This is a genomic window from Kordiimonas marina, from assembly GCF_023006325.1.
GTDB lineage: Bacteria > Pseudomonadota > Alphaproteobacteria > Sphingomonadales > Kordiimonadaceae > Kordiimonas > Kordiimonas marina.
In genome coordinates this window covers 269867-295373 of record NZ_JAINDF010000006.1, presented here as the reverse complement: position 1 = coordinate 295373, position 25507 = coordinate 269867, and the positions used below count along the sequence as shown (strand labels likewise).

Sequence of the window (25507 nt, the reverse complement as noted above, 5' to 3'; positions counted from 1 at the left end):
ACATAGCCCCCTGATGTACTAAGTCTGGAGGGTGGCCGCGCACGCCCACCCCCAGCAGTTGGGGCTAGCTTAGCCCAAATCACTATAGATGGGGAAGCGTTCACAGAGATCAGCGACTTTTGCCCGGACGCTGGCTTCAGCAGCCTCGTTATTTTCCGGGTTCGCAGCCAGGCCGTCGAGCACTTCGGTGATCATGTCGGCGATCAGGGTGAACTCAGCTTCCGCGAAGCCGCGCGTGGTGCCCGCAGGCGTCCCCAGGCGGATACCCGAGGTAATCATCGGCTTCTCAGGATCGAACGGCACACCGTTCTTGTTACAGGTCATGTGCGAGCGCTCCAGCGCTTCGTCGGCCGCCTTACCGGTCAGGCCTTTCGGACGCAGGTCAACCAGCACCACGTGGGTGTCGGTGCCGCCGGAGACGATATCAAAGCCTTTTTCCTTGAGGCGATCAGCCAGAACCTTGGCGTTCTTGACCACCTGCGCGGCATAGCCTTTGAATTCCGGCTTCAGCGCTTCGCCGAAGGCGACAGCCTTGGCGGCGACCACATGCTCAAGCGGACCACCCTGGAGGCCGGGGAATACGGCCGAGTTGATCTTTTTCGACACATCCTCACGGTTGGTCAGGATCATGCCGCCACGCGGACCGCGCAGGGTTTTGTGCGTCGTCGTGGTGACAACGTCGGCATACTCAAGCGGGTTCGGATGCTGGCCACCGGCCACGAGGCCGGCGAAGTGGGCCATATCGACCATGAAATAGGCACCGACGCTGTCTGCGATTTCACGGAAGCGGGCGAAATCGATAAAGCGCGGATAGGCCGAGCCACCAGCGATGATGAGGACCGGCTTGTGCTCCTTCGCCATAGCAGCAACTTCATCATAGTCGATGAGCGCGTCTTCACGGCGAACGCCATACTGGACCGCATTGTACCATTTGCCGGACATGGCAGGCGCGGCCCCGTGGGTCAGGTGACCGCCAGCATCGAGCGACATGCCCATGATGGTATCGCCCGGCTTGGTGAGCGCCAGCATAACAGCGCCGTTGGCCTGGGCGCCCGAATGCGGCTGCACGTTGACGAAACCTGCATTGAACAGCTGCTTGGCCCGGTCGATCGCCAGGTTCTCGGCGATATCGACATGGTGGCAGCCCTGATAATAACGGCGGCCCGGATAGCCTTCGGCATATTTGTTGGTCAGAACCGAGCCCTGTGCTTCAAGCACGGCGCGGCTGACGATGTTTTCAGACGCGATCAGCTCGATCTGCCCCTGCTGACGCTTGAGCTCGCCGTCGATGGCGGTTTTCAGCTCAGGATCGGTTTCGGCAAGGCTGGCGGTAAAAAAGCCCGGTTGGGTAAATGTGGTCATTGGCAATAACCCCTGCGCACTATGGATGATGGAAGCGAACTGAAAGCTGGTTTAATTGGAAGTACCGAGTTTGTCGACCCGCCTTTGATGGCGGCCGCCCTCAAAATCGGTATCCAGGAAATTGTCGAGGCAATCCTTAGCTGTCTCAATACCAATAAGACGCGCACCAAGGGCCAAAACGTTGGCGTCGTTATGCAGGCGGGAAAGACGCGCCATCAGGCCGTCCTGGCAGAGAGCTGCGCGCACCGCCGGGTTGCGGTTGGCCGCAATCGAGATTCCGATACCCGAACCGCAGACGACAACACCGCGCCCCACCTTGCCGCTGGCGATGGCTTCGCCCATGGCGGCGCCATAGTCAGGATAGTCGACCGACTCCCGGCCATGCGTGCCCAGGTCAAGCACCTCAAAGCCCCGGTTTTCGAGCTCTTCTTTGATAAATTCTTTTAAATCGTACCCTGCGTGATCGCTGGCAACGGCGATGGTTTCTGCGGTCATGGCGATGGCCTTTTTTACTAAACGATGATGGGTCTTACCTCGGCAACGCCAGGAGCATCGGAAAGAGCTGGAAGCCGCCGGTTCTGTGGCGTCTGGATAGCACACTCATCTCCCGAACCCAAGACACGGAATCGCATTCCGAACTGTTTTGAGTAATGACACAGAAAAGACTGCCGATTACTTGCAACATGCATTTATTAACAGTTTATTAAGGATTAAAATTGGGCACGACTACTATTTGCTGTTGAATTTGTCATTGAAATGCTGCAAATAACCGGACCGAACGTATCATTAAAATCGGAGCATAGAATTAATGTCAGGCGATAATACTACTATTGTTGATTCCATGCTCGGGTTAGCGGCTGATATTGTCACCGCTTATGTCAGCAACAATACGGTATCATCCGGCGATCTTCCTGACGTCATCAAGACCGTATATTCAACGCTGACCAACTTGGGCACCGATCAACAAACGACTGCGAACCAGCAGACTCCTGCTGTTCCCATAAAAAAATCCTACACCAATGACTATATCATTTGCCTCGAAGACGGGAAAAAGCTCAAGATGCTCAAGCGCTATCTGCGCTCGCGCTATGACCTGAGCCCCGAGGAATATCGGGCCAAATGGGGGCTTCCGGCCGATTATCCGATGGTGGCGCCAAGCTATGCTGCCCGCCGTTCAGAATTCGCAAAGAAAATCGGCCTCGGCAAAAAACGATAATTGCCACCCCATCGCCAACAAAAAAGGGCTGATCAAACGATCAGCCCTTTTTTGTTTTCCACCACCGGCTTCTTTTCGTCCCGGTTCATCACATACTGCAATTTGCGCATAGCCAGCATCTCAAGCTCTCGCCTGCTGGCCCGGGGGTCCCCGACGATAGAGACCTCCGTCCCGGTCCGTGTGCACACAGCACACACCCGGACCGAATTGCCCATCTGCGTAATTTCTATGAGAACTTCACCAGTCTCAGGCATGAGCGCCCTTTCTGGGTTTCTTAACAGCCCACAGCCCGCTTGAGGTTCAGGCGCTGCCAGACATCGCTGAGGGCCTCAACCAGCGCATCCATGGCGGTGTCGTCATGCAGCGGACCTGGCGTGAAGCGCAGGCGCTCCGTGCCGCGCGGCACCGTCGGGAAATTGATCGGCTGGACATAGATGCCATATTCGTTGAGCAGCAGGTCGGAAACATCCTTGCACAGGATCGGGTCCCCGATAAAGACCGGCACGATATGGCTTTCCGAGTCCATCACCGGCAGGTTTGCCGCCTTCAGGCGCGCTTTGAGCGCAGCCGCCCGCTCCTGGTGCAGCGAGCGTTCCGCGCCACTTTGCTTCAGGTGACGAATGCTGGCCAGGGCACCAGCCGCGAGAACCGGGCTCAGCGCGGTGGTGAAGATAAAGCCGGACGCATAGCTGCGGATCACATCGACCAGCGTTTTCGAGGAGGCGATATAACCGCCCATAACCCCAAACGCCTTGCCGAGCGTGCCTTCAATGATGGTCAGACGCTCAGCAACCTCGTCGCGGTCGGACACGCCGCCGCCACGACGGCCGTACAGGCCAACCGCATGAACTTCGTCCAGATAGGTCATGGCGCCATATTTGTCGGCCAGATCGCAAATCTTGGCGATCGGCGCGATATCGCCGTCCATCGAATAAACCGACTCAAAGGCGATGATCTTCGGCGCATCCGGGTCAGCAGCTTTAAGAAGCTCTTCCAGGTGCTCGAGATCGTTATGACGGAAAATATGTTTCTGCGCGCCGCTGTTGCGGATGCCCTGGATCATCGAGGCATGGTTCATCTCATCGGAGAAGATGATGCAGCCCGGCAGAACCTTGGCAACGGTCGACAGCGTGGCTTCGTTGGAAATGTAGCCCGACGTAAACAGGAGCGCAGCTTCCTTGCCATGCAGGTCGGCAAGTTCCTGTTCCAAGAGGACGTGATAGTGGTTATTCCCAGCGATATTGCGGGTTCCGCCTGCCCCAGCGCCGGTTTCATCCAGCGCCTTGTGCATGGCTTCAAGCACCTTCGGGTGCTGGCCCATACCGAGATAATCATTGGAGCACCAGACCGTGATCGACCGGGCGTTATCGCCTGCGTCATGCCGAAGCGCTCGGGGGAAGTTGCCCCGCTCCCGCGAAATATCTGCAAAGACCCGATAACGGCCTTCTTCGCGAATGGCCCCAATCGCGTCGGCAAAAATCTTTTCGTAATCCATCACGGTATCCGTCTGCTGCTTACCACCGGATTTTAGCGGTGGGATTCCTTTAACGCAATGCTGGTGTTGCAGTCCAGCGTCGAAATTGTCGCACACAGATATAGGAAAAACCGATGAGCAGGTTCTTGCCTAAAGTCAAAGACCGAAATGAAGTTTGTCGGACCAGTAGCGTTCCAGGTTCCTGAGGTTCTTGCGCAGGTGCTTCAGCTCGTCGTGCGAGATAAGGTCATCCTGCAGCAGTTCCTCAAGCTGGCGCTCATAAAGGCCGTCGATCACGTCACGGATTTCGTAGCCCTTGTCGGTCAGCGAAATACGGACGGCACGGCGATCATAATCCGAGCGTTCATGGCGCAGATAGCCCATTTCCACCAGTTTCTTGAGGTTATAGGAGACGTTGGACCCCTGGTAATAGCCCCGGGTCTTCAGCTCGCCCGCGGTCATTTCATGGTCCGCCACGTTATGCAGAAGAAGCGCTTGAACCGGGTTCAGGTCGTTCTTGCCGATATGCTCAAGATGGTTCTTGAGAACATCAAGAAGGCGCCGGTGCAGACGTTCCACCAGGGACAATATGTCCAGGAATAGGAACTTCGGGTCGTTAAAATCGTAGCTGCTCATATTAAACCTGCCTGAATTTAGGACGATTTTTCGTCGAATCTTGTGCATGACACTGTGTGCGACAAGTCCTAATGCTTTGTTAATGCTAAAATTCGATCAAAATTGCACGCAAAATTATCACAAAGCGTGACAGGCCCCCTTGCCTTTTTGTAGCTTTCCTGCCTGTCTTATGCTGCACTCGCCCGCATAAGTTTTTCCATAAACCCGGCATCCGCCGGCTGTAAGTTTCACAAGTTAGGAACTGCCATGTCCAACGCGTCTTTCCCGAACACCCGTATGCGCCGTACCCGCGCCACCGATTGGTCGCGCCGTCTGGTCCGTGAAAATCTCGTCACGCCGGACGATCTGATCTGGCCGATTTTCGTGCGTGAAGGCGAAGGTATCCGGGAAGAAGTCAAATCCATGCCCGGCGTGGAACGGCTTTCGGTGGACCAGGCGGTTGAAGCGGCCCGGCAGGCAAAGTCCCTTGGCATCCCCTGCCTTGCCCTCTTCCCCTATACCCCGGCTGAGCTTCGGTCCGACCGTGGTGACGAAGCGCTCAACGGCGATAACCTGATGAACACCGCCATGCGCGCCATCAAGGACGCTGTGCCGGAAATCGGCCTTCTGGCCGATGTGGCGCTCGACCCCTACACCAGCCATGGCCAGGACGGCCTTGTGGAAGACGGCAAGGTCCTCAATGACGAAACCGTCGGCATCCTGGTGCAGCAGGCTGTCGTGCAGGCTGAAGCCGGCGCCGACATCATCGCCCCGTCCGACATGATGGACGGCCGCATCGGGGCGATCCGGGAAGAGCTGGACCGCGCCGGGTTCGACCATGTCCAGGTCATGGCCTACAGCGCCAAATATGCCTCCAGCTTCTATGGCCCGTTCCGGGACGCGGTTGGCAGCACCGGTGTGCTGAAGGGGGACAAGAAAACCTACCAGATGGACCCGGCCAACCGGCTGGAAGCCCTGCGCGAAGTCGAACTGGATATTAATGAAGGCGCCGACAGCGTCATGGTCAAGCCGGGGATGCCCTATCTGGATGTCATCCGTGAGGTAAAGGACCGCTTCGGCGTGCCGACCTATGCCTATCAGGTCTCCGGTGAGTATGCGATGCTGATGGCCGCCGCCCAGAACGGCTGGCTGGACCAGAACGGTGTGATGATGGAGTCGCTTCTCGCCTTCAAACGCGCGGGGGCTGATGGCGTACTCAGCTATTTCGCCCCGATGGCCGCGAAGCTGATGCAGGGATAAGAAACGGTCCCGTTACCGACCGGCAGATGGCCCTTTGTCGTCTGCCGGTTTTTTCGTGCCTGAATCCTTAGCCCCCTCCGGCTTGTCTTTACTGTCGGATTTTTGGCCGGCGGCTTTCGGGTCCTCAGATTTCGGGAATTCGACCACCATATATTCGATGTCGGTGTTTGACTGGCCCATTTCCCAGCGCACGCCAAATGCGTCCGGCATGTAATAGATCGGGTAGATATTGCCACTCAAGCGGTGGTCACGGCAGGTCCGGCTGATCTTCCGCTGCGCATCCGCGGCCCAGGCCCGGAAATTGGTATCCTCCAGCTTCGTGCCGTCGAGCCATTCCAGGTCGGCTTGCTCATTACACTGGGCACTGAGGCCGATCCAGGTTTTGTGCTTGCGCATTTCCGGGAACTGGAGCAGCAGGAAATAATGGGTTTCCAGCGTCTTGACCGAAGCAAGCTGCCCTACCCGGCCTTCATAGATATAGCCGTGCACCATATGTTTGGCATGGGCCCACGTGTAGGGTTTAGGGCCGTAAAACTGGAATATCTGATAGTAGTTACCTGTCGACGGGTCCTCATGCGCTTCACCGAGCGGACGGGCGATAGCCGTCCCCGTGGCATCAACCCCACCCTGAAACAGGGTGGCGACAATCGCGATCATGCCCAGAAATGACATTCGGTCTTCCTCTCCCTCTCACGGTGAAGTCAGCCACACTCTAACCGGGTGCGATTAAAAACGAAAGACGCTGTACAGCAGATGAACGGCAAGAGCGGAAAGAGCGGAAAGGCCTAGCGCTCAAAGGGTTCCAGGGTCAGCGATTTGACGATACCGCGCAATGTCTGCACTTCCTGTGAGGAGAAGTGCGCATTCTGGATCAGGTTACGGATCATCCTGACCTGGGTTTCGCGGCGGTCTTCGCTGCGGAAGAAACCGCGTTTGCCAAGCTCCGTTTCGATATGCTCCACCAGGCCCAGAAGTTCCTGCTTGTTCGCGGCGCCTTCCGGGTGGGACGGCTGGTAGGCAGGGGTTTCATTACCGTGCTGGTAATATTCATACGCCGCCAGAATGACCGCCTGGGCAAGGTTCAGGCTACCGAACCCCGGATTCACCGGCACGGTGAGCACCGTATCGGCCAGCGAAACATCGTCATTGGTAAGCCCGGCGCGTTCCGGCCCGAACAGGATAGCGGGGCGCGACCCGGCCCTGATGATCTCATGCATCTGGCCTGCGGCTTCCCGCGGCGTCACCACCGGTTTCGGCATATCGCGGTCCCGCACGGTGGCGGCATAAACATGGGTACAGTCGGCAATCGCGTCAGCGACCGTCTCGAATACCTGCGCATCATCAAGGATCTGATCGGCGCCGGACGCGGTAGGGCCTGCCGCCGGGTTGGGCCAGCCGTCCCGCGGGGCGACAAGCCGCATCTCGGTCAGGCCGAAGTTCAGCATCGCCCGCGCCGCCTTGCCGATATTTTCGCCAAGCTGCGGCCGCACGAGAATGATAGCGGGTTGAAGGTTGGTTTCAGTCATTCCTCAGTCCTTACGGCGCCAAGTCGTCCCGTTTGGACCGTCTTCAAGCACGATCCCCTTCGCGAGCAAAGCATCGCGGATACGGTCGGATTCGGCGAAATCCTTGTTCGCCCGCGCATTCTTGCGGGCGGTTATCATCGCTTCGATCTCGGCGGCTTCCAGCTCATCGGTCGCGCCGCCCTGGAACCAGGCGTTCGCGTCCTGGTTCAGGAAGCCCATGAACTGGGCGCCGGCTTTCAGCTCAGCGGCCGTTTCCTTGGTGGCGAGCGCATCGAGCGCCGAAATAGCCCGCGGGGTGTTGAGATCATCCGCGAGGGCTTCAATCACTGTCTGCGGCACTTCCGCAGTAGCCTCGACACCGTCCGTCAGGCGGTACCAGCGGTCCAGCCTGCGCTTCTGCTCAGCGACACCGTCGAGCGAAAAGTCCACCGGCTGGCGGTAATGCGCGGTGAGCAAGCTCATGCGCAGCGCTTCCCCCGGATGATCCTTGATCAGGTCATGCACGGTGTGGAAGTTGCCGAGCGACTTGGACATTTTCTCGCCGTCCACGGTCAGATAGCCGTTATGCATCCAGTAGCGCACGAACTGGGCGCCGTGGCTGCATTCGCTCTGCGCGATCTCATTCTCATGGTGCGGGAAGATCAGATCCTGCCCGCCGCCGTGGATGTCGATGGTCTCGCCCAGGTGCTTCTCGATCATGCAGGAGCATTCAAGGTGCCAGCCCGGGCGGCCACGGCCCCACGGGCTCATCCAGCCCGGCTGGTCCTCGGTCGACGGCTTCCACAGCACGAAATCGGCCGGGTCCTTCTTATAGGGCGCGACATCGACGCGGGCCCCCGCGATCAGCTCATCGCGCGAATGTCCGGACAGGCGGCCATAAGTCTCCATCGAGGGCACGTTGAACATCACATGCCCTTCAGCGACATAGGCGTGGCCCTTCTGGATCAGCGACTGCATCATCTTGATCATCTCGGACAGATGCTCGGTCGCCTTCGGCTGGATCGTCGGGTCCAAAGCCCCAAGGGCGGCCATATCGTCCTGATAGGCCTTGGCATAGCGGGCGCTGATCGCCTTGATGCTGACGCCCTCGTCCGCCGCCGCCTTCATGATCTTGTCGTCGATGTCGGTGATGTTGCGGGCGTAGGTGACGTGCTCCGCACCATAAACATGACGGAGAAGCCGGAACAACATGTCGAACACCACAACAGGACGCGCGTTGCCGATATGGGCATAGTTATAGACCGTCGGCCCGCAGACATACATGCGTACGTTGGCGGGGTCGATCGGCTCAAACGCCTGTTTGGCGCGCGCGAGCGTGTTGTAGAGCTGGATCTCGGTCATCAGCCCCTCCAAATCAGGCGCTTTTGCCCATCAGCCGGGCAAGCACCTTGTCGCGGCCGAGAAGCGGCAGCAAAGCCGACATGTCCGGGCCATGGTCCTGCCCCGTGAGCGCCTGGCGGAGCGGCATAAAGAGGCCGCGGCCCTTCACACCGGTCTCAGCCTTGATCACATCGGTCCAGGCCTTCCAGGTGTCGGCGGTGATGTCACCCGCGGGCAGCAGGTCATGGCACTTGGCCATATGGGCCGCGTCTTCGATGACCGGCTCAACCGGGCCGTTGATGATGGCGAGCCATTCACGGATGTCATGCAGCTTCTCAAGGTTCGGCTTGAGCGTTTCCCACATGGCTTCGTCGACACCCTCGAGACGGTCGGCGACCTTTTCAAACGGCGTCATATGCAGGATTTTCGCGTTCAGGTGCTCAAGCTCTGCCGTATCGAGCTTGGCGGTCGAGCGGCCGAACTTGCCGAAATCGAACGCATCGATGAGCGGCTGGACGTCGGCGAATGCCTCAATCGGCTCGCTGGTGCCAACACGCGCGAGCAGCGAAACCACAGACATGGGCTCAAGTCCGGCTTCGTCGCGGTATTCACCGATCGACATGGCGCCGTAGCGCTTCGAAAGGCCTTCACCGCCCTTACCGGTCAGGAGCGCGAAGTGCGCCATCTCGGGCGCGCGGGCACCGAGGGCTTCGAAAATCTCCACCTGAACCGCGGAGTTGGTCACATGGTCCTCACCGCGCACGATATGGGTGATGCCGTAATCGACATCGTCCACCACGCTCGGCAGCGTATAGAGATAGGAGCCATCTTCGCGAATCAGAATCGGGTCGGAAAGTGATTCGAGGTCGATGGAAACGTCACCGCGGATCAGGTCGGTCCAGTCCACCCGGCCCGGCAGGTTGAGCTTGAAGCGCCAGTGCGGCTTGCGGCCCTCGGCCTCATATGCGGCCTTCTCATCATCGGTAAGCGAAAGGCCCGCACGGTCATAAACCGGCGGCTTGCCACGGCCGAGCTGGATCTTGCGTTTCATCTCCAGCTCTTCGGCGGTTTCATAGCAGGCGTACAGGCGGCCATCGGCCTTCAGCTTGTCGACCACACCGTCATAGCGGGCGAAACGGTCGCTCTGACGGAAGGTCTCATCCCAATTAAGGCCAAGCCAGGTCAGGTCCTTCTTGATGTCGTCGACATTTTCCTCGGTCGACCGCTCACGGTCGGTATCGTCGATCCGGAGGAAGAAGGTGCCGCCCTGCTGTCGCGCATACATCCAGTTTACGAGGGCAGCGCGGATATTGCCCAGATGCAGTTTACCGGTGGGCGACGGAGCGAAGCGAACCTTGACAGTCATATTACCTATCCAGTCAGTTAAGTGGGTGGGCGGCCTAGCCGTCCTTGCGCGCGGAGCGGAACCCGTTGGTAATTGGGTACCGCCGGTCGCGGCCGAAATTCTTGCGGGTGATTTTCACACCGGGCGACGCCTGCCGCCGTTTGTATTCGGCGATGTACAGCAGGTGTTCGATGCGTGCAACCGTTGATGCGTCATGCCCGCGCGCGACAATGTCGGCAACCGACATTTCCTCATCGACCAGACAGCGCAGCATATCGTCCAGATCGTCATAGGGCGGCAGGCTGTCTTCGTCTTTCTGGTCGGCGCGCAGCTCGGCGCTCGGCGGCTTGGTGATGATGCGGTCCGGCATCACCGTGCCCTCAGGCCCCTGGGCACCCCGCGGCAGATTGTCATTCCGCCAGCGCGACAGCGCGAACACGTCGGTTTTATAGACGTCCTTCAGCACACTATAGCCGCCGCACATGTCACCATAGAGCGTGGCGTAGCCCACCGACACCTCGGACTTGTTGCCGGTCGTCAGCACCATTTTGCCGAACTTGTTCGAAAGCGCCATCAACAGCACACCGCGCAGGCGTGACTGGATGTTTTCTTCCGTCGTGTCCGGCGCCGTGCCTTCGAAAAGCGGTCCAAGCATGGCACCGAATGCCTCAACGCCGTCCTTGATGCTGACGATGTCATAATGAACCCCAAGCATGCGCGCGCACGCCTCGGCGTCCTCGAGGCTTTCGCCGGAGGTATAGACGGACGGCATCATCACACAGTGAACTTTGTCCGCGCCCAGGGCATCGACGGCGACGGCGGCCGACAGCGCGCTGTCGATCCCGCCGGACAGGCCGAGGATCACACCGGGGAAGCGGTTCTTGGTGATATAGTCACGGAGACCCAGCATCATCGCCTGGTACATGCCTTCAAGGCCGTCCGGCTCATGGCCTTCAAATACGGTCGTGCAGACAAACCAGCCGTCAGCGCTCCGCGACCATTCGGTCAGCAGCCCGGCTTCCGCCCAGGCGTCCATCTGAACACCGATATGGCCATCGGCCGACATGGCGAAGCTGGCGCCATCGAACACCAGTTCGTCCTGCCCGCCAACCTGATTACAGAAAGCAAGCGGCAAGCCGGTATCCTTGACGCGCTGGCCCGCCTGCCATTTGCGTTCGTCATGCTTGCGCGCCTCATAGGGGCTGCAGGTGGGCACGAGCAGGATTTCAGCGCCGCGGTCCGCCAGATGGTTGCTGACGGCCGGGAACCACATATCTTCGCAGATCATGATACCGAGCTTGATGCCGCGGAATTCAACCGGTTCGATCAGCGGCCCGGAATCGAACACGCGCTTCTCGTCGAAGACGCCATAGTTCGGCAGCTCATGCTTATAGCGGATAGCCGCAACCTTGCCGCCCGCCAAGAGGAACACGGCATTATAAAGCTTGTCGCCTTCGGCCCACGGCCCGCCGACGACCAGCCCCGGCGCGCCCTCGCCCGAGGTAATTTCCGCGAGGCCTTCCACCGCCTGCGCGACCGTGCGCACAAAGAAGGGCTTCAGGACCAGATCCTCCGGCGGGTAGCCGGCGATCGACAGCTCAGGCGTGAGCACGAGATCAGCACCCGCGAGCACCGCATCGGCATACGCCGCCGCGATTGCTTCTGCATTGGCTTTCACTGCCCCCACCGTCGGGTTCAGCTGTGCCATATATATGGAAAGTCTTTCGGTCATGCCGCGCTTTTACCCTGCCTTAAGGCCCCAAACAAGCTAAAGAAAAGGCGGCCCGGAAGCCGCCTGAAATTCTTTTCCCATCCTGTGCCTTTTAAGCGGCAGCGGAGGCGCCGAGGGCTTCGCGTTCTTCCTTCAGGGCTTCCGCCAGTTGGAAGGCCAGTTCGATCGACTGGCTTGCGTTGAGGCGCGGATCACAGTGGGTGTGATAGCGGCTGGAAAGCCCCTCTTCCGTGATCGCGACTGCGCCGCCAATACATTCAGTGACATTCTGGCCTGTGAGCTCCAGGTGGATGCCGCCCGCGTAGGTGCCTTCGGCCTTGTGGCAGGCGAACACCTGCTTGACTTCCTTGAGCACCCGGTCGAACGGCCGGGTCTTGAGCCCGCCTGCGGACGATTTGGTGTTGCCGTGCATCGGGTCACACGACCAGACGACCTTGCGGCCTTCTTCCCGAACCTTGCGCAGGAACTTGGGCAGATGCTCCTCAACCTTGTCGGCGCCAAAGCGGGTGATCAGCGTCAGCCGACCGGCTTCGTTATCCGGGTTGAGGATATCGATCAGCCGCATCAGGTCATCGACCTCGGTGGTCGGCCCGACCTTGCAGGCAACCGGGTTGCCGATGCCGCGCAGGAATTCAACATGGGCGCCTTCAGGCTGGCGCGTGCGGTCCCCAACCCACAGCATGTGGGCGGAGGTGTCGTACCAGTCCCCCGACGTGCTGTCGACGCGGGTCAGTGCTTGTTCGTAGCCGAGCAGCAGTGCCTCGTGCGACGTATAGAAATCCGTGCCCTGCAGCTGTTGAACATTGCTAGGGTTGATACCGCAGGCTTCCATAAAGGCGAGCGCCTCACCGATCCGGTCCGCCAGTTCCTGGTAGCGTTCGCCCGCCGCGCTTTGGCTGACGAAATCCAGGTTCCAGCGATGGACGGACAATAGGTTGGCATAGCCGCCCTGTGCGAAGGCGCGCAGGAGGTTGAGCGTGGCAGCCGACTGGCTGAAAGCCTTCAACATGCGCGCCGGGTCCGGCACACGGGATTCAGCATCGAACGCCGGGCCATTGATGATATCGCCACGGTAGCTCGGCAGCGTCACATCATCGATGGTTTCGGTGTTCGACGACCGCGGCTTGGCAAACTGGCCCGCCAGACGGCCGACCTTGACCACCGGGCAGCTGGCCGCGAAGGTCAGCACCACCGCCATTTGCAGGATCACACGGAAGGTATCGCGGATATTGTTCGGATGAAATTCTGCAAAGCTTTCGGCGCAGTCGCCCCCTTGCAGCAGGAAGGCCTTACCTTCCGCCACCTGGGCGAGCTCTCTTTTCAGATTGCGGGCCTCGCCGGCAAATACCAGCGGCGGATAGCTGGCAAGTTCTGCCTCTACCTCTTTCACCGCAGCGGCGTCCGGATACTCGGGCACCTGAACTATGGGCCGTTTTCTCCAGCTATCGGGGCGCCAGTCACTCATCACCAAACCTCAGCTCTACATCGTTTTCACATGTAACAAAATTTCAATAAACTGCACTTTTAAGCAATTTAAGAACACACTAATAATCTAGGCCCTGACTGCAAAGCAAGGTTTTTCGGCCCGGTCCCGCGAATATTTTGGCTATAGCAGCCCTTGAAAAGCCTTGCTTGCCACCATTTCTAACCTGTAGCGTCAGACCATCTATTTTATAGCTTAAAAGCTGGAGACAAGCCCACAGGCTTTTTGTCGCTGGCATGATAAATGTGAGTACCGCGTTCCATGACCGCCTTCACCGCCCAGAAAATCATTTTCGACCTAGACGGCACCCTCGTCGATTCCGCCCCGGACCTCTATGGCGCCACCAACCATGTCCTGGCAAGTGTCGGGCGCGCGTCCGTGACGCTCGACCAGGTCCGCCATATGGTTGGCCTTGGTGCCCGCAAGCTCATTGAGCTGGGGCTTGAGGCCACAGGCGGCATGGACGGGCATTCCGTCGATGACCTTCTGCCGGTGTTCCTGGCTTACTATGGCGAGCATATCGCCGATGGCACCGACCTGTTCCCCGGCGCCGAGGCGTTGCTCGCAGATCTGAGGGACCGTGGCTTCGGCGTTGCCCTCTGCACCAACAAGCCGATCGGGCTGACCGAACAGCTGCTGGAAGAGCTGGATATCCGGGGCCGTTTCGACGCCATTGCAGGCGGGGACAGCTTCGCTTTCCGCAAGCCCGATGGCCGCCATATCCTGGAAACCGCCGCCATGGTGGCGGGCGACGGCCCTCTCTTGATGGTGGGCGACAGTGCGACGGACGTAAACGCCGCGCGTGATGCCAAAGTGCCCTGTATCGCCGTCGATTTCGGCTATTCCACGGTTCCCGCGGCTGAGCTGGGGGCCGACCATCTGATCAGCCACCTTGGCGACATCAGTTCGCTTGTGACCCGCTGAGGGACCGCACCGCTTTCCTGAACAGATGCACCGTCAGCATTCCGATCGGCATCCTGAGAAGATGGCTGCGCGGGTAGAGGAGCAGCATGGCCGCCTTGGCCCTGAGGCCACCCGCCACCTTGGCGCGGATAGCCCAGCGTACGGGGGCGGCGAAGGCTTTCGCAAACATCCCTTCCCTGCAAAGCGACCGGGCGCGCTTGTTGGCGAAGAACCAGCTTATCGCCCACAGCGCATGATCGACCGGCCATAAGGCCCCAACCTCAGCCGCCCGCGCGCGCAGGCCTTCGGCCTCCGCCTCGCTCAGGTCGGCAAACAGGTAAAAGAGCTCGATCAGGCTGCGTTCCGGCGTCTCGAACGCGCCATCCGCACAAATATGGATCGCGGCATGGATGAAACGGTCGGTGGGGTTGAAGACCTTGAGCGCACTATCCGCCGTCGGCCGCGCCGCCGCGAACATAGCTTCATGATCGACCTTCAGCCGCGCGGTGCGCGGGGTCAGCCGGTGGTGCACATCCACCACCGTGCGCCGGCTTTTGTGGCGGAGCGGCGGCAGTTCATGCATCCAGGCCCGGTAATATTGCTGGTCATAGTCACCGCTGGTGCCTTCATCGGCCACCCAGCCTGCATCCTTGAGCGATGCTTCGACCCGGTCGAGTTCGTCTTCCTTCACCAGGATGTCGATATCGCTGACCCGCCTGCCTTCGCCCGCCGTCAGCGCCTTGGCGACATAGGCCCCGCCCTTGAGAAGCACGGGGTAGATATCCGTCCCCATCAGGGCGCGGGTAATCCTGTTCATTTCATAGCTCAGCATCCGCCTGTCATGCCCGGCCCAGATGCGGGCGTTGGCGAGAATTTCGGCGAGCTTGCCGTCAGCCCGCTCCTCCCACACGGTGGCGAGCTGTCCGAGGATATGGGCGCGCCGTCCCCAGCCGATAAAGCGCACCAACCTTTCCCCTGTGGGCAAGGGCGCGAGACCGACGGCGATTTGCAGGAACGACCGGCTCATGATCCATGCTCCCGCCACAGGTCCTTGACGAGCGCGATGCTGTCCGCCGTGTTGCCATAATGCAGGTCATAGGCCGCGACACTGTCGGCAAAGGCCATAAGGCTGCCGAAGGCGGCTTCGCCCAGTGCGTGATAATTGGGGGAGCCCGCGATGAAACGCATGACGGCGTCGCCCGGTTCCACCTTTTCGGCGCGCGGTTCGGCATCCAGGCTGAACTGCGGAAACAGCAAAAGCTTCGGCATCGCCGGTTCGTGCATCATTTCAAGTTCGTGCGGCCGCGCGCGGCGGTAGCCGATGTCGCCCTTTGGGGTGCCGGTCAGCGTCGTGCTCATTTCCTCCGCGCCCGCGAAGGCCCGGACGATTTCCACCGACGCGTTTTTGAGCGAAACCGGGCGCGGGTAAGGGTAAAGCCCGGGCTCATCCAGCCCCATGATCGCGAATTCGTCGGACAGCAGGCGGAAGCCTTCTTCCATCAACGCCGCGGTCAGCGTGCTTTTTCCACCGCCTGAGAAAGCGGAGATGGCAATGGCGCCCCGCTCGTCCGCCACTACCCCGGCGTGATAGATGGCGAAGCGGAAGCACTGGAGCGCGACCGCCAGGTTCATCCCCATCTCAAGCGCCAAGGGCGCCATCGGGCGCGGCAGCGGCACGGTCGGGAAATAAAAGCCGGGGTCCGGCGTGATCTGACGGCGGACAAAGCGCCTGATCATATTAGGCGCCCGCACATGGAGCGAAAAGTCAGCCAGCACGCCCGCTTCCAGCGTGGCATGGCAGGCCCCATACATGGACAGGAGAAACGCCAGGAGCGCCCGGCTGTCGGCCTTCAGCTGCATGGCGAAGGGGCCAAGGTGCAGAACCAGCGTCCCGCGCCTAAGCGCCTGGCGCACGGCCCGCCTGCCATAGTCCTCCAGCCGCCGCACCGGTCAGGCCCCGCCCGACCGCTCGACAAGGCCAACCTCGTCCAGCTCGTCAAACAGGCGCCACACCACGCCGGGCGGGCATTCATCCGCAGACACATCCATATGGGCAGGAAACGCCGCCGCAAGCTCGTCCAGCGTGAAGGTCCGCTCCGCCATAAGGTTCAGGAGCGCGATGGAGACCAGGTTGAGCATGTGGGTATCGCCGGACAGGTGGTTATAGACGAAGGTCACATCACCCAGCACATGGCACCGGTAATGGCGGGGATTTGCCCGCCAGCGCCATGTTTTTCTGTTCGGCCCCGCCGCCATGGCCGCGGGCTTTACTGGTTATTCAGGTAAGTCATGATCGACAGCATACACGACACGCCGGGGAAGTTATTGTAGGTGCCGTAATATTCCCCGTATTTCGCCGCGACGATGGTGTAGAGGCCCAGGTCGCCGCTCAGGTTCCAGTTGCCGTTGGCGTCAATGAAGGTGCCCGGCTGGAACTGGGTTGAGCTGTCGAAACAATAGATCTTGTAGTCGCAGCTGGACGTATCGTTACTGCCGCTGCTGCCGCCCTCGTCATCGTCATGATTATCGTCGCTGCTTCCCCAGTGGTTGCTGGAATAGCTGTCATGATTGTCATCGTCGTCACCGCCGGAGGTAGGACATCCGCTGCTGCCGTCATCACTGTCGTCGCCTTCACCTCCGCTATGCCCCCAGTCGGACGCATAAAGCGTATCGTCGGCCTGAGCGGTCCGCGTCAGGGTCAGGCGGTCGAAAAGCGCCGCAAAGCCGCTTTCCTGTTGGCTATGGTGTCCCCAATGGCCGCCTTCATCGTCATCACCACTGCTGCCGCCGCTGCTGCTGCACGGGTCGGTTGGGCAATTGCCGTCGGGGCGGTAGCGCGCAGGCACAGAGCCCGCAGGCAGGACATATTCCGACGCACTCTTGAACTGCTTGACCTTGCCGTTCGTGAGCTTGCTGCCGTCATAATTATAGCGGGTCGAAATCCAGGCCGCACCGTCACTGCCGACCATGATGCACATGCCCGACGGGATGGTGATCGCGCAATCCAGTGCGGAATGCAGCGGCTGGGCCGCCGACGCTTTCATCGTCAGGAGCATAGGCACACCGGCCGCCCCCAACTTCAGTAGTTGGCGTCGCTTTTCAAGAAAAACGCTGTCTTTTTCGTTCGGCTCGTTCATGTCAGTCCCGGTCTCCACATCCGACCATTTGCCTTATGATCATAGCCGACCCCCAATTAAGGCAACTTTAACAGCCGCAATTTGGCCCGGTCTAGGCTATTCTTCAAGTCCTGACGAGAAAAAAGTCATTATGACGCACGGTTTAAACGGCAGAAAAGGCTAATTTTTCCCTTGTCACGAAACTGCAATATATATTCTCTTAAATCCGGTCCGACTATTTTGGGCGAAATCCCCCCTCCCGCATGCATGGCGTATTGCGATAAACTGGCGATGGAATGAGTGTATCCCTTAAAGAGTACCGGCGCCTTTTGAACGAGCGGTCGATCATCATGATGATCACGCTTGCGCTCGTAATTCTTTGGTATTTCGGCCAGGTCAGCCTTCTCGGCGCCATCATCGTCTTCGCCACCGCCTGGACGCTCCTGATCCAGCTCCGGATCAAACGCCGGATGGAATCCCTGAGACTCATGCGGGAAACCGTGCGCGAACAGCGCCGCACCACCAAGCAGGGTGCGATGACCGTGCGCGCCAACACGCTCAACCGCCTGCCCTCGCCCGTACTCCTGATCGACGACCAGCAGAGAATCGCCTTCGCCAACCAGGCCGCCCTCGACCTTCTCGGCAGCGACATCCTCAATAACGATGTCGTGCTTTATCTGCGCCAGTCGAATTTCGTCAACGCGCTCGACGCCGTCATCAGCGGCAAGCAGGTCGAGTTCGGCACCATCCGCTATACCTCCAGCAACGAACGCAGCTTCGACGTGACGGTCGCCCCCGTCCCGGCCAGTGACGACGGCACCATCGGCGCCCAGGCGATGGTCTTCTTCTATGAGGTCACCAGCCTCCTGAAGACCGAACAGATGCGCGCCGACTTTGTCGCCAACGCCAGCCACGAACTGCGCACACCGCTTACGTCCCTTATCGGCTTCATTGAAACCCTGCAGGGCCCGGCGATGGACGACCAGGAGGCCCAGCAACGCTTCCTCGGCATCATGCAGAAGGAAGCCGAGCGCATGGTCCGGCTGATCGACGACCTTCTGTCCCTGTCGCGCATTGAAATGTCGCGCCATGTCGCGCCGACTTCGACCATCGACCTTCCGCAACTGATCGCCAGCAGCATCAATACCGTGCTGCCCCAGGCCAGCGAACGCGGAATCAAGTTCGACCAACAGACGGCGCCCGATGTCAAAATGGTCGTGGCCGACGCCGACCAGATCACCCAGGTCCTTCTCAACCTGCTGTCGAACGCCGCCAAATATGCCGAAAGAGGCACCACCGTCCATGTCACCGCCACACCGCATTACGGTGGCCGCCATGTGACGATCACCATCCGCGACGAAGGACCGGGAATCGCCCCCGAGCACCTGGCGCGCCTGACCGAACGCTTCTACCGGGTCGACACCGCGCGTTCTCGCAAGATGGGCGGCACCGGCCTCGGCCTCGCGATCGTCAAACACATCCTCCTGCGCCACGGCAGCCAGATGGAAATCAAGAGCCAGCTCGGCAAAGGCACGTCTTTCAGCTTCCGCCTGCCGATTCCCGGCAAAGTCGGCCAAGCTCAGCCCGTCACGGAAGCGTCATAAGCCACGTTCCCGCCCGTCATCACTTTGTAACAATGCCTCTATATTGGGATACGCAACCAACCAGAGCCTCAACAGGCCCTGCTTGAACTCTTACACCTTTTGGTGAGGCCATAAGGGCGGAGACAGGTATAATGAACAAGCACTCGGCACTACCGTTTCTGGGCGCCCGGATGTTCCAAGCCTCCGCCGCTGCCCTGCCCTATATGGCCTCACCGATCCTAGACTGCCGCGTGCCGTGAAGGCCGCCGCTTCCAGAAACATCCTTCTTCATAGGGGGATACCACCGACTGCTCTTGATGATCGGTATGGGAGTGTTTATCGTCAATTTATGAAAACGGCGAACCGCGGCCGGTAGGAAGCGACCCGAGTTTCATACAGCACCGAAGCGGGAACGCACCCGCAGTAAGATTACGGGGCGTTTGGCTAAGAAAGGTACCAGAATGACAGAGCATACCATGCGTGCATACGACGACGACCTCAAGGACCTGCGGACCATTGTGAGCCGCATGGGCGGTATGGCAGAAGACCAACTGGTCGCCGCTATGGAAGCCTTGAGGGAAACCAACGTCGAAAAAGCGCATAAAGTCCGCGTGGCCGACCAGACCCTGGACCAGATGGAGCTCCAGGCTGAGCGCGCCGCCATCACGCTCTTCGCCCTCCGCGCCCCGGTGGCCGATGACCTGCGGGTTGTCGTTGCCGCGCTCAAGATGACCAGCCTCATCGAACGCATGGGCGACTATGCCAAGAATATCGCCAAGCGCACCCTCGCGATCGCCGAAAGCGACCCGGTCCCCATGCCGGCCACGCTGGACCGCATGGCCGCCGAAGCCCGCGTCATGATCCGAGAGGTGATGGACTCATACGTTCACAATGACGCCAACGCGGCCATGGACGTGTGGGAGCGCGATGAGAACCTCGACAATATGCATAATGCCGCTTACCGGCAGATCCTGGCCCGCATGATGGAAGCGCCGGATCAGATCAATGCGCTGACCCACTATCTGATGATCGCCAAGAACCTGGAACGGATCGGCGATCAGGCGACGAATGTAGCCGAGCAGGTCTATTATGCCATCACCGGCACCCTGCTTGAGGACGCGCGTCCGAAAAACGACGAAACCAGCACCACCGTGTTGGATGAGTCCGACGACTAAGCCCGGAGGGACACAGTCTTGAAAACACGTATTCTTCTCATCGAGGACGACGAGAACATCACCGAGCTGGTGCGCTACAATCTTGAACGCGCAGGCTATCAGGTTGAAGCGATCGCCGACGGCGAGGAAGGTCTTTACCACGCCAGCCAGGAATGCCCCGACGTCATCCTGCTGGACTGGATGCTGCCGAACCTTTCCGGCCTTGAAATCTGCCGCCAGCTGCGCCGCAAGGACACCACGGCCAATGTGCCGATCATCATGCTCACCGCCCGCGCGGACGAGCCTGACCGTATCCGCGGCCTGGAGACCGGTGCCGACGATTATATCGTCAAGCCCTTCTCGCCGAAGGAACTGCTGGCCCGTATCCAGGCGGTGCTCCGCCGCGTCCGCCCTGCCCTTGCAGGCCATGAACTGGTGTTCGAGGATATCAAGCTCGACAATGTCTCCCACCGGGTGACGCGCGGCGATCAGCCCGTGCATCTGGGGCCGACCGAATACCGGCTCCTGCGTCACTTCATGGAAAATCCGGGCCGCGTCTTCTCGCGCGAGCAACTGCTGGATTCGGTGTGGGGCCATGACGTCTATGTCGAACCGCGCACGGTGGACGTTCATATCCGCCGTCTGCGCAAGGCGATCAACGAACATGGCGGCAAGGATTTCATCCGCACCGTCCGCTCCGCCGGCTACGCGCTCGACAATCGTTAAAACCTGATATTGACCCAAATCCTGCCGCGGCCGGCCCTTTGGCTTAGGCCGCGGTATCCAAGTCAAGCTGTTCCAGCGACCCGTCGAGCATCAGAAGGGACCATAAGGTCGTATGATGGTCCCTTTCTCCCTTCACATGTTCATCGACCATGCGGCGGAGCCCCCGGCGGTCGATCAGCCCTGAATCCAGCAGCCGTTCACTGTTCGTGAGCTTTTCCAGCTCAGGCACCAGTTCGTGGCGGAGCCAGTTCACCGCCGGCACGTCAAAGCCCCGCTTGGGCCTGTCGATAATCTCGTCCGGCAGAAAGCCCCGCACGGCGTTCTTGAAGATCGCCTTGCCCTCACCGTCATGGATGCGGGCATCGGGGTCGAACCTGAGCCCCCATTCGACGAACTTGTGGTCCAGCACCGGCACGCGGACCTCCAGCGAATGAGCCATGCTGGCCCTGTCCACCTTGGTCAGGATATCGCCGGGCAGATAGGTCATGAAATCGATATATTGCACGACCGAAAGCGCGTGGGCGCCCTTGACCTCATCCGCGATTTCCTTGAAGCGGTCATGGGGATGATAACCCGCGAGCCGCATCTTCATTTTGGCTGACTGCAGGCGCACACGGTCACGGTCCGGCGTTTTGCTGACGCTTTGGAAATAGGCCTCAACCGAGGACCGGGCGAGCGCATCGAAGGTGGATTTGGCGCGCAGGAACTGGGGCGCCCAGTCCATTTTGGGGTAAAGCCGGGCCAGTGTGCCAAAAAGCGGGCGCCTGAGGCCCAGCGGCAGCATCGAGCGCAGCCCTTCCTCCGCCATATGGAAGCGGTAGCGTCTGTAGCCCGCGAACAGTTCATCGCCGCCATCGCCTGACAGCGCCACCTTCACCTTTTCCCGCGCCAGCGCACACACCCGGTATGTCGGCAAGGCCGACAGGTCCGCGAATGGCTCGTCATAGACGTCCGCCATGCATTTCAGCAAAAAGCCGTCTTCGGGTGACGACAGGCGCAGCCGGTGGTGGGTATGGAAATGATCGGCAGCAAGCTGGGCGAAACCGCTTTCGTCATAGGCCGGGTCCTCCGACCCGATCGCACAGGTTTCCACCGGCTCCGCGCTGTTGCGGCTCATCAGGCCGACAACGGTGCTGGAATCCAGCCCGCCGGACAGGAATGCCCCCAAAGGTACGTCAGCGACCATGCGCATCTTCACGGCTTCTTCAAGCCGCTCCAGAAACTCGCTTGCATCGTTTTCCTTTGCGTGCGGCGTGGTGACATCGGGTGCCCAATAGCGTTCAGGCACCGCGTGGCGCTGGCCTTTCCGGCGCACCAGCGTATGACCCGGCGCCAGCTTCTCCACCCCGTCGATGATGGTTTTGGGGTCCGGGACATAGCCAAGCGCGAGATAGTCCTCCAGCGCATCAAGCCGCAGCTTGCGCGGCAGGCCCGGATGGGTGAGGAGCGCCTTCAGCTCCGACGCGAACAGGAAGGTGCCATCCGGCAGCGTGCCATAGTAAAGCGGTTTGATGCCGAGGCGGTCGCGCGCCAGCATCAGCTCACCGGTTCTGTTGTCCCAGATAGCGAAGGCAAACATGCCCCGCAGCCGGTGCACGCAGTCCCTGCCCCATTCCAGATAGGCATGAAGCAGGGTTTCGGTGTCGGAATGGTCGGTCTTGAACGTATGGCCCAGCAGTTCCAGCTCGCGCCGAAGCGTCTGGAAATTATAGATTTCGCCATTGTAGCTAATCACGACCTGGTCGTCGGCGCCATACATGGGCTGCACACCGCCGCTTTCATCCAGAATGACGAGCCTGCGGTGGCCAAGGGCAACGCCCGCGCCCCAGAAAAAGCCTTCGCCATCAGGGCCGCGGTGGGCGATCCGGTCGGTCATCCGCCTGAGGGCCGACTGGTCGACCCCCGCACCGTCTGCCGTCATTATCCCGCTGATGCCGCACATAAAATATCCTTATCCGCGTTTATGCCCCCATCCCATAAAATCGTTTCAGGGGGAAAAGTCGATAGAAAATTCCGGATCTCGGCGCGCGCCGCGTTTTCCGTACCGGATATCTCGGTTGAGACGCTGAGGACCGCCGCACGGGCAGCCCCATGGCGCAGCCTGGCAAACCCGCCCCACAGCTTGGCTTGCCACAGTGATGTGACAGCATGACCGCCGACAAACTGAAGTTGCCACACAAGCCGCCGCGCCGCGCCGCGCCACAGGACGATTTCCCGGGCTTTGTAAGCCCCCACGGTCACCGTGGTACCACCCCGGCCCGGCAGCGGCGCCCAGCCATCACTCCCCAGCCGGTTTTCAAGCCCGCTGAGCCGGTGACCGGGCCGTTCCGGGCTATAGAGCGCGCGGTAAAGCTGAAGCCGGATGCCTGCATGCCGGTACAGGGCCTTGCCTTCCTTGTCCGTCCCAGCATAAAGCGGCCAGCCATATGTGTGGCTGGCATCCAGCAAACGGTAGCCGCACCCTTCGCAGGCCGGCAGGGGTTTGTCCGGCAGCGGGCAAACAGTCGAAGCCTCGACCGGGGGCAGCAAAAGCCGCGCACCCAGCGGCAGAAGGATGAGGACCGCGATCCAGGCCATAGCCTGCCGTGTCGGCGCCGCCACCTCACCGGGGTCCGCCTCTGCCTCGTCTTCCGCGTTATCGGCATAACGGTAAGCGAGGGCGATCAGGATCAGGAGGATGAAGGACAGGAACACCCATCCGTACACGATATGGTCGATGCTTTTGGCAAACTGCTGGCTTGTCAGTTCCGAGATCACCAGGATGCTGAAAACCCGCAGAATATTGGCCAAAATCGGCACCAGGACGCCTGCAAGCACCATGGCCGCGCGTTTGCGCCAGCGCCGGAACGCCAGGAAGGCCATCAGCACGCTCATCACCAGGCTGGTGAACAGGAACTGGACCCCGGCACAGGCGCGGGCGACCTCGTAAACCCCGCTCGGCAAGGTGATCAGCACACCGTCCGACTGGGCGGGGATGCCCACCAGGCGGAGCAGACGGATCGTGCCGTCCGCGGTTAATTGCTGAAGGGGTGGTATCATCCCCTCGCCAAACGGCACCATCAGATAGAGGAACAGCATCGGGAACAGGACACGGCGGTAGACCACCGGCCCAAACGCCACCAGCGTCAGCCCCTGCAACGCCGTGATCAGCGCCAGATGACGCAGGAGGCCAGCATCGAAAAAGCTTCCCGCCAGCCACAGGATGGCCGCGCCCGCCATCACCGGCGCGCCGCCGAGCCACGGCGTTAAGGCTTGGCCCTGAAGCCTGTCCCTGTCACGCCAGATAAGCCACAGGCTGATCACCGGCACCCAAAGGCCGTAGTTATAGGTGTCCCTGGTCCATACGAGCCAAGCAAGGTTCTGCGCATCCGGCCACCAGGCCAGCCCGATCAGGAGAAGACCGGAAAGCCATAAGGCCACCGGCATCAACTGGAGGCGGGCATGGGGCGCGCCCGTCATCCCTTGCGCTCCAGCACATCCGCGATCAGCCGGTCGAACTTGGCCAGCGCCGGTTTCCAGGCATGATGGGCCTCGACAAAGCGCCGGGCGTTTGCACCGAGCGCGGTACGCCTGTCGCTGTCATGCAGCAGCATGGTCAGCCTTGAGGCAAAGTCCCCCGGGCCGTCCGCCAGCATGATGTCTTCATCCGGGGCCGCCTCGATACCTTCAAGCGCGGCCGGGCTCGCGATCACCGGCTTTGCCATCGCCATGCCTTCCAGCACCTTGTTCTGCAGGCCCCGCGCGGTCAGGAGCGGCGCAACCGCGATGTCAGCCGCGGCAATCTCCGCCGCCATATCCTCGACATAGCCCAGCACCTCAACGCCGTCCGCCTTCGCGGCCTCCTCCGTCACACGTGGGGCGACCGGCGCCCCGGCGATTTTGAACCGCGCGCCGGGTATCGCGCGCCGTACCTGCGGCCAGACATGCCGGCAAAACCACACAGCCGCCTCGACATTGGGCCGATAGTCCATCGCACCGGTGAAAATGACCACCGGTTCTTCGGCAGCATTTTTCGGTCCGGCACTGAAACGATCCGGGTCGAACATTTTGAGGTCGACCCCGTTCGGCACGGCTTCGACCCGGCCCTTGCTGTCGGTCTCCTGCCGGAACAGCCTGGCTTCCGCGTCGGTGACGAAAACTGTTGCATCTGCAACACCAGCGATTTCGGCCTCAAAAGCCCGCAAAAGCCGCGCTTCTCTGCGGTATAGCGCGCTAAAAGGCCAGCGGGAGCGTGCAGCATAGGCGGACCACTTGGCCGAATCCATATCCACCAGGTCAGCAACGACCGGTAGCCCTTTGAAAATACGGTCTTTTTCCATAACCAGCGGCGCTGTCGCTGCTGAGAACAAAAAGACCAGGTCGACCTCGTCATTCTCAATAAGCCTTTTCGCATAAGCCTTTAACCGCTTTTGCGGATAAGCGGCAAGCGTGAAGGGCAACTGTTGCAGCAACCCCAAAACCAGCCCGCGCAGCTTTTGTCGGAAAGGACTTACCGTTTCAAAACATAGGCTTGCTGACATATTCTCAAGGAACGGAATGTGTTGCAGGTCGCGTTTGTCATCGACATAAAAGCCCAGATGCACGTCATGCTGCTGGGCCAGATGCTCGAAAAAATGCCATGATCGGATCTTGTCACCCTTGTTGGGTGGATACGGGATGCGGTGCGCGAGAAAAAGGATACGGGCCATAGTG

General features: G+C 60.2%; 24 protein-coding genes. 6 read left to right on the top strand and 18 right to left on the bottom strand.

Annotated features, from left to right (window positions below):
* Positions 1–69 precede the first annotated feature (69 nt).
* Together glyA and rpiB are read right to left on the bottom strand one after the other, a co-directional pair.
* Positions 70–1362 (bottom strand): serine hydroxymethyltransferase, encoded by a 1293-nt coding sequence (gene glyA / locus K6118_RS14955; protein ID WP_247121294.1) that lies wholly within the window; start codon positions 1360–1362, stop codon positions 70–72.
* Positions 1363–1413: 51 nt separating this feature from the next.
* Positions 1414–1857 (bottom strand): ribose 5-phosphate isomerase B, encoded by a 444-nt coding sequence (rpiB, locus tag K6118_RS14950; RefSeq protein WP_247121293.1) that lies wholly within the window; start codon positions 1855–1857, stop codon positions 1414–1416.
* A 313-nt stretch (positions 1858–2170) separates the two neighbouring features.
* Between rpiB and K6118_RS14945 the strand changes: the two genes are divergently transcribed.
* Positions 2171–2578: a Ros/MucR family transcriptional regulator gene (locus K6118_RS14945; protein ID WP_247121292.1), complete on the top strand. Its 408-nt coding sequence runs from the start codon at positions 2171–2173 to the stop codon at positions 2576–2578.
* Between the two features lie 32 nt (positions 2579–2610).
* On the opposite strand, the gene K6118_RS14940 is transcribed toward K6118_RS14945, so the two are convergent.
* The 3 genes from K6118_RS14940 to K6118_RS14930 all read right to left on the bottom strand — a co-directional run bounded on the left by K6118_RS14940 (position 2611) and on the right by K6118_RS14930 (position 4688).
* The gene (locus K6118_RS14940) at positions 2611–2832 is read right to left on the bottom strand and encodes a DUF6898 family protein (protein ID WP_247121291.1); all 222 of its coding nucleotides are present in this window, start codon (positions 2830–2832) and stop codon (positions 2611–2613) included.
* Positions 2833–2852: 20 nt separating this feature from the next.
* Entirely contained in the window at positions 2853–4073 is a 1221-nt protein-coding gene (gene hemA / locus K6118_RS14935) for a 5-aminolevulinate synthase (protein ID WP_247121342.1), read from the bottom strand.
* Positions 4074–4208: 135 nt separating this feature from the next.
* Positions 4209–4688, bottom strand: coding sequence for a MarR family winged helix-turn-helix transcriptional regulator (locus K6118_RS14930; protein ID WP_247121290.1), 480 nt, complete (start codon positions 4686–4688; stop codon positions 4209–4211).
* Between the two features lie 246 nt (positions 4689–4934).
* Between K6118_RS14930 and hemB the strand changes: the two genes are divergently transcribed.
* Positions 4935–5927, top strand: coding sequence for a porphobilinogen synthase (gene hemB, locus K6118_RS14925; protein WP_247121289.1), 993 nt, complete (start codon positions 4935–4937; stop codon positions 5925–5927).
* Between the two features lie 12 nt (positions 5928–5939).
* Here the strand turns inward: hemB and K6118_RS14920 are convergent, their stop codons facing one another.
* The 6 genes from K6118_RS14920 to K6118_RS14895 form a co-directional block, all read right to left on the bottom strand.
* Positions 5940–6599 (bottom strand): C-type lectin domain-containing protein, encoded by a 660-nt coding sequence (locus K6118_RS14920; RefSeq protein ID WP_247121288.1) that lies wholly within the window; start codon positions 6597–6599, stop codon positions 5940–5942.
* A gap of 113 nt (positions 6600–6712) precedes the next feature.
* The gene (locus K6118_RS14915; RefSeq protein ID WP_247121287.1) at positions 6713–7453 is read right to left on the bottom strand and encodes an RNA methyltransferase; all 741 of its coding nucleotides are present in this window, start codon (positions 7451–7453) and stop codon (positions 6713–6715) included.
* Positions 7454–7456: 3 nt separating this feature from the next.
* Positions 7457–8794 (bottom strand): cysteine--tRNA ligase, encoded by a 1338-nt coding sequence (gene cysS / locus K6118_RS14910; RefSeq protein WP_247121286.1) that lies wholly within the window; start codon positions 8792–8794, stop codon positions 7457–7459.
* Positions 8795–8807: 13 nt separating this feature from the next.
* The gene (gene gltX, locus K6118_RS14905; RefSeq protein ID WP_247121285.1) at positions 8808–10139 is read right to left on the bottom strand and encodes a glutamate--tRNA ligase; all 1332 of its coding nucleotides are present in this window, start codon (positions 10137–10139) and stop codon (positions 8808–8810) included.
* Positions 10140–10173: 34 nt separating this feature from the next.
* On the bottom strand, positions 10174–11850 hold the full coding sequence (locus K6118_RS14900; protein ID WP_247121284.1) for an NAD+ synthase: 1677 nt from the start codon (positions 11848–11850) through the stop codon (positions 10174–10176).
* 91 nt (positions 11851–11941) lie between these two features.
* Complete coding sequence (locus tag K6118_RS14895; RefSeq protein ID WP_247121283.1) at positions 11942–13315, bottom strand: class II 3-deoxy-7-phosphoheptulonate synthase; 1374 nt, start codon at positions 13313–13315, stop codon at positions 11942–11944.
* A gap of 279 nt (positions 13316–13594) precedes the next feature.
* Here K6118_RS14895 and K6118_RS14890 point away from each other — a divergent pair, with 279 nt between their 5' ends.
* Positions 13595–14257 (top strand): HAD-IA family hydrolase, encoded by a 663-nt coding sequence (locus K6118_RS14890; RefSeq protein WP_247121282.1) that lies wholly within the window; start codon positions 13595–13597, stop codon positions 14255–14257.
* Here K6118_RS14890 and K6118_RS14885 read toward each other — a convergent pair.
* The 4 genes from K6118_RS14885 to K6118_RS14870 all read right to left on the bottom strand — a co-directional run bounded on the left by K6118_RS14885 (position 14235) and on the right by K6118_RS14870 (position 17373).
* Positions 14235–15263 (bottom strand): nucleotidyltransferase family protein, encoded by a 1029-nt coding sequence (locus K6118_RS14885; RefSeq protein ID WP_247121281.1) that lies wholly within the window; start codon positions 15261–15263, stop codon positions 14235–14237. The two genes, K6118_RS14890 and K6118_RS14885, sit on opposite strands and share 23 nt — an antisense overlap.
* Positions 15260–16183, bottom strand: coding sequence for an HprK-related kinase A (locus K6118_RS14880; RefSeq protein ID WP_247121280.1), 924 nt, complete (start codon positions 16181–16183; stop codon positions 15260–15262). The genes K6118_RS14885 and K6118_RS14880 overlap by 4 nt, the downstream gene beginning before the upstream one ends.
* A 3-nt stretch (positions 16184–16186) precedes the next feature.
* On the bottom strand, positions 16187–16414 hold the full coding sequence (locus tag K6118_RS14875; RefSeq protein WP_247121279.1) for an HPr-rel-A system PqqD family peptide chaperone: 228 nt from the start codon (positions 16412–16414) through the stop codon (positions 16187–16189).
* Between the two features lie 89 nt (positions 16415–16503).
* Complete coding sequence (locus tag K6118_RS14870; protein ID WP_247121278.1) at positions 16504–17373, bottom strand: hypothetical protein; 870 nt, start codon at positions 17371–17373, stop codon at positions 16504–16506.
* Between the two features lie 275 nt (positions 17374–17648).
* Here K6118_RS14870 and K6118_RS14865 point away from each other — a divergent pair, with 275 nt between their 5' ends.
* The 3 genes from K6118_RS14865 (at position 17649) to phoB (ending at position 20815) form a co-directional block, all read left to right on the top strand.
* On the top strand, positions 17649–18956 hold the full coding sequence (locus tag K6118_RS14865) for a sensor histidine kinase (protein WP_247121277.1): 1308 nt from the start codon (positions 17649–17651) through the stop codon (positions 18954–18956).
* Between the two features lie 440 nt (positions 18957–19396).
* Positions 19397–20110: a phosphate signaling complex protein PhoU gene (gene phoU / locus K6118_RS14860; protein WP_247121276.1), complete on the top strand. Its 714-nt coding sequence runs from the start codon at positions 19397–19399 to the stop codon at positions 20108–20110.
* Between the two features lie 18 nt (positions 20111–20128).
* A complete protein-coding gene (gene phoB, locus K6118_RS14855; RefSeq protein WP_247121275.1) occupies positions 20129–20815 on the top strand; it encodes a phosphate regulon transcriptional regulator PhoB in 687 nt (228 codons plus the stop codon).
* A gap of 43 nt (positions 20816–20858) precedes the next feature.
* Here phoB and K6118_RS14850 read toward each other — a convergent pair whose 3' ends face one another.
* The 3 genes from K6118_RS14850 to K6118_RS14840 are packed head-to-tail and all read right to left on the bottom strand — an operon-like array spanning position 20859 to position 25503.
* On the bottom strand, positions 20859–22757 hold the full coding sequence (locus tag K6118_RS14850) for an XrtA/PEP-CTERM system amidotransferase (RefSeq protein WP_343269979.1): 1899 nt from the start codon (positions 22755–22757) through the stop codon (positions 20859–20861).
* A complete protein-coding gene (xrtA, locus tag K6118_RS14845) occupies positions 22736–24274 on the bottom strand; it encodes an exosortase A (RefSeq protein ID WP_247121273.1) in 1539 nt (512 codons plus the stop codon). The genes K6118_RS14850 and xrtA overlap by 22 nt, the downstream gene beginning before the upstream one ends.
* Positions 24271–25503 carry a TIGR03087 family PEP-CTERM/XrtA system glycosyltransferase gene (locus K6118_RS14840; protein ID WP_247121272.1) on the bottom strand — a complete coding sequence of 411 codons (1233 nt, stop codon included), beginning with the start codon at positions 25501–25503 and terminating at the stop codon, positions 24271–24273. The genes xrtA and K6118_RS14840 overlap by 4 nt, the downstream gene beginning before the upstream one ends.
* Positions 25504–25507 lie beyond the last annotated feature (4 nt).

Coding starts and splice junctions, on each gene's coding strand:
- K6118_RS14945 (WP_247121292.1), top strand. CDS start 2,171: ATGTCAGGCGATAATACTACTATTGTTGATTCCATGCTCGGGTTAGCG.
- K6118_RS14885 (WP_247121281.1), bottom strand. CDS start 15,263: ATGAGCCGGTCGTTCCTGCAAATCGCCGTCGGTCTCGCGCCCTTGCCC.
- K6118_RS14895 (WP_247121283.1), bottom strand. CDS start 13,315: ATGAGTGACTGGCGCCCCGATAGCTGGAGAAAACGGCCCATAGTTCAG.
- hemA (WP_247121342.1), bottom strand. CDS start 4,073: ATGGATTACGAAAAGATTTTTGCCGACGCGATTGGGGCCATTCGCGAA.
- K6118_RS14920 (WP_247121288.1), bottom strand. CDS start 6,599: ATGTCATTTCTGGGCATGATCGCGATTGTCGCCACCCTGTTTCAGGGT.
- K6118_RS14890 (WP_247121282.1), top strand. CDS start 13,595: ATGACCGCCTTCACCGCCCAGAAAATCATTTTCGACCTAGACGGCACC.
- K6118_RS14930 (WP_247121290.1), bottom strand. CDS start 4,688: ATGAGCAGCTACGATTTTAACGACCCGAAGTTCCTATTCCTGGACATA.
- hemB (WP_247121289.1), top strand. CDS start 4,935: ATGTCCAACGCGTCTTTCCCGAACACCCGTATGCGCCGTACCCGCGCC.
- xrtA (WP_247121273.1), bottom strand. CDS start 24,274: ATGACGGGCGCGCCCCATGCCCGCCTCCAGTTGATGCCGGTGGCCTTA.
- gltX (WP_247121285.1), bottom strand. CDS start 10,139: ATGACTGTCAAGGTTCGCTTCGCTCCGTCGCCCACCGGTAAACTGCAT.
- K6118_RS14940 (WP_247121291.1), bottom strand. CDS start 2,832: ATGCCTGAGACTGGTGAAGTTCTCATAGAAATTACGCAGATGGGCAAT.
- K6118_RS14865 (WP_247121277.1), top strand. CDS start 17,649: ATGAGTGTATCCCTTAAAGAGTACCGGCGCCTTTTGAACGAGCGGTCG.
- K6118_RS14900 (WP_247121284.1), bottom strand. CDS start 11,850: ATGACCGAAAGACTTTCCATATATATGGCACAGCTGAACCCGACGGTG.
- rpiB (WP_247121293.1), bottom strand. CDS start 1,857: ATGACCGCAGAAACCATCGCCGTTGCCAGCGATCACGCAGGGTACGAT.
- glyA (WP_247121294.1), bottom strand. CDS start 1,362: ATGACCACATTTACCCAACCGGGCTTTTTTACCGCCAGCCTTGCCGAA.
- cysS (WP_247121286.1), bottom strand. CDS start 8,794: ATGACCGAGATCCAGCTCTACAACACGCTCGCGCGCGCCAAACAGGCG.
- K6118_RS14870 (WP_247121278.1), bottom strand. CDS start 17,373: ATGAACGAGCCGAACGAAAAAGACAGCGTTTTTCTTGAAAAGCGACGC.
- phoU (WP_247121276.1), top strand. CDS start 19,397: ATGACAGAGCATACCATGCGTGCATACGACGACGACCTCAAGGACCTG.
- K6118_RS14850 (WP_343269979.1), bottom strand. CDS start 22,757: ATGTGCGGCATCAGCGGGATAATGACGGCAGACGGTGCGGGGGTCGAC.
- K6118_RS14915 (WP_247121287.1), bottom strand. CDS start 7,453: ATGACTGAAACCAACCTTCAACCCGCTATCATTCTCGTGCGGCCGCAG.
- K6118_RS14840 (WP_247121272.1), bottom strand. CDS start 25,503: ATGGCCCGTATCCTTTTTCTCGCGCACCGCATCCCGTATCCACCCAAC.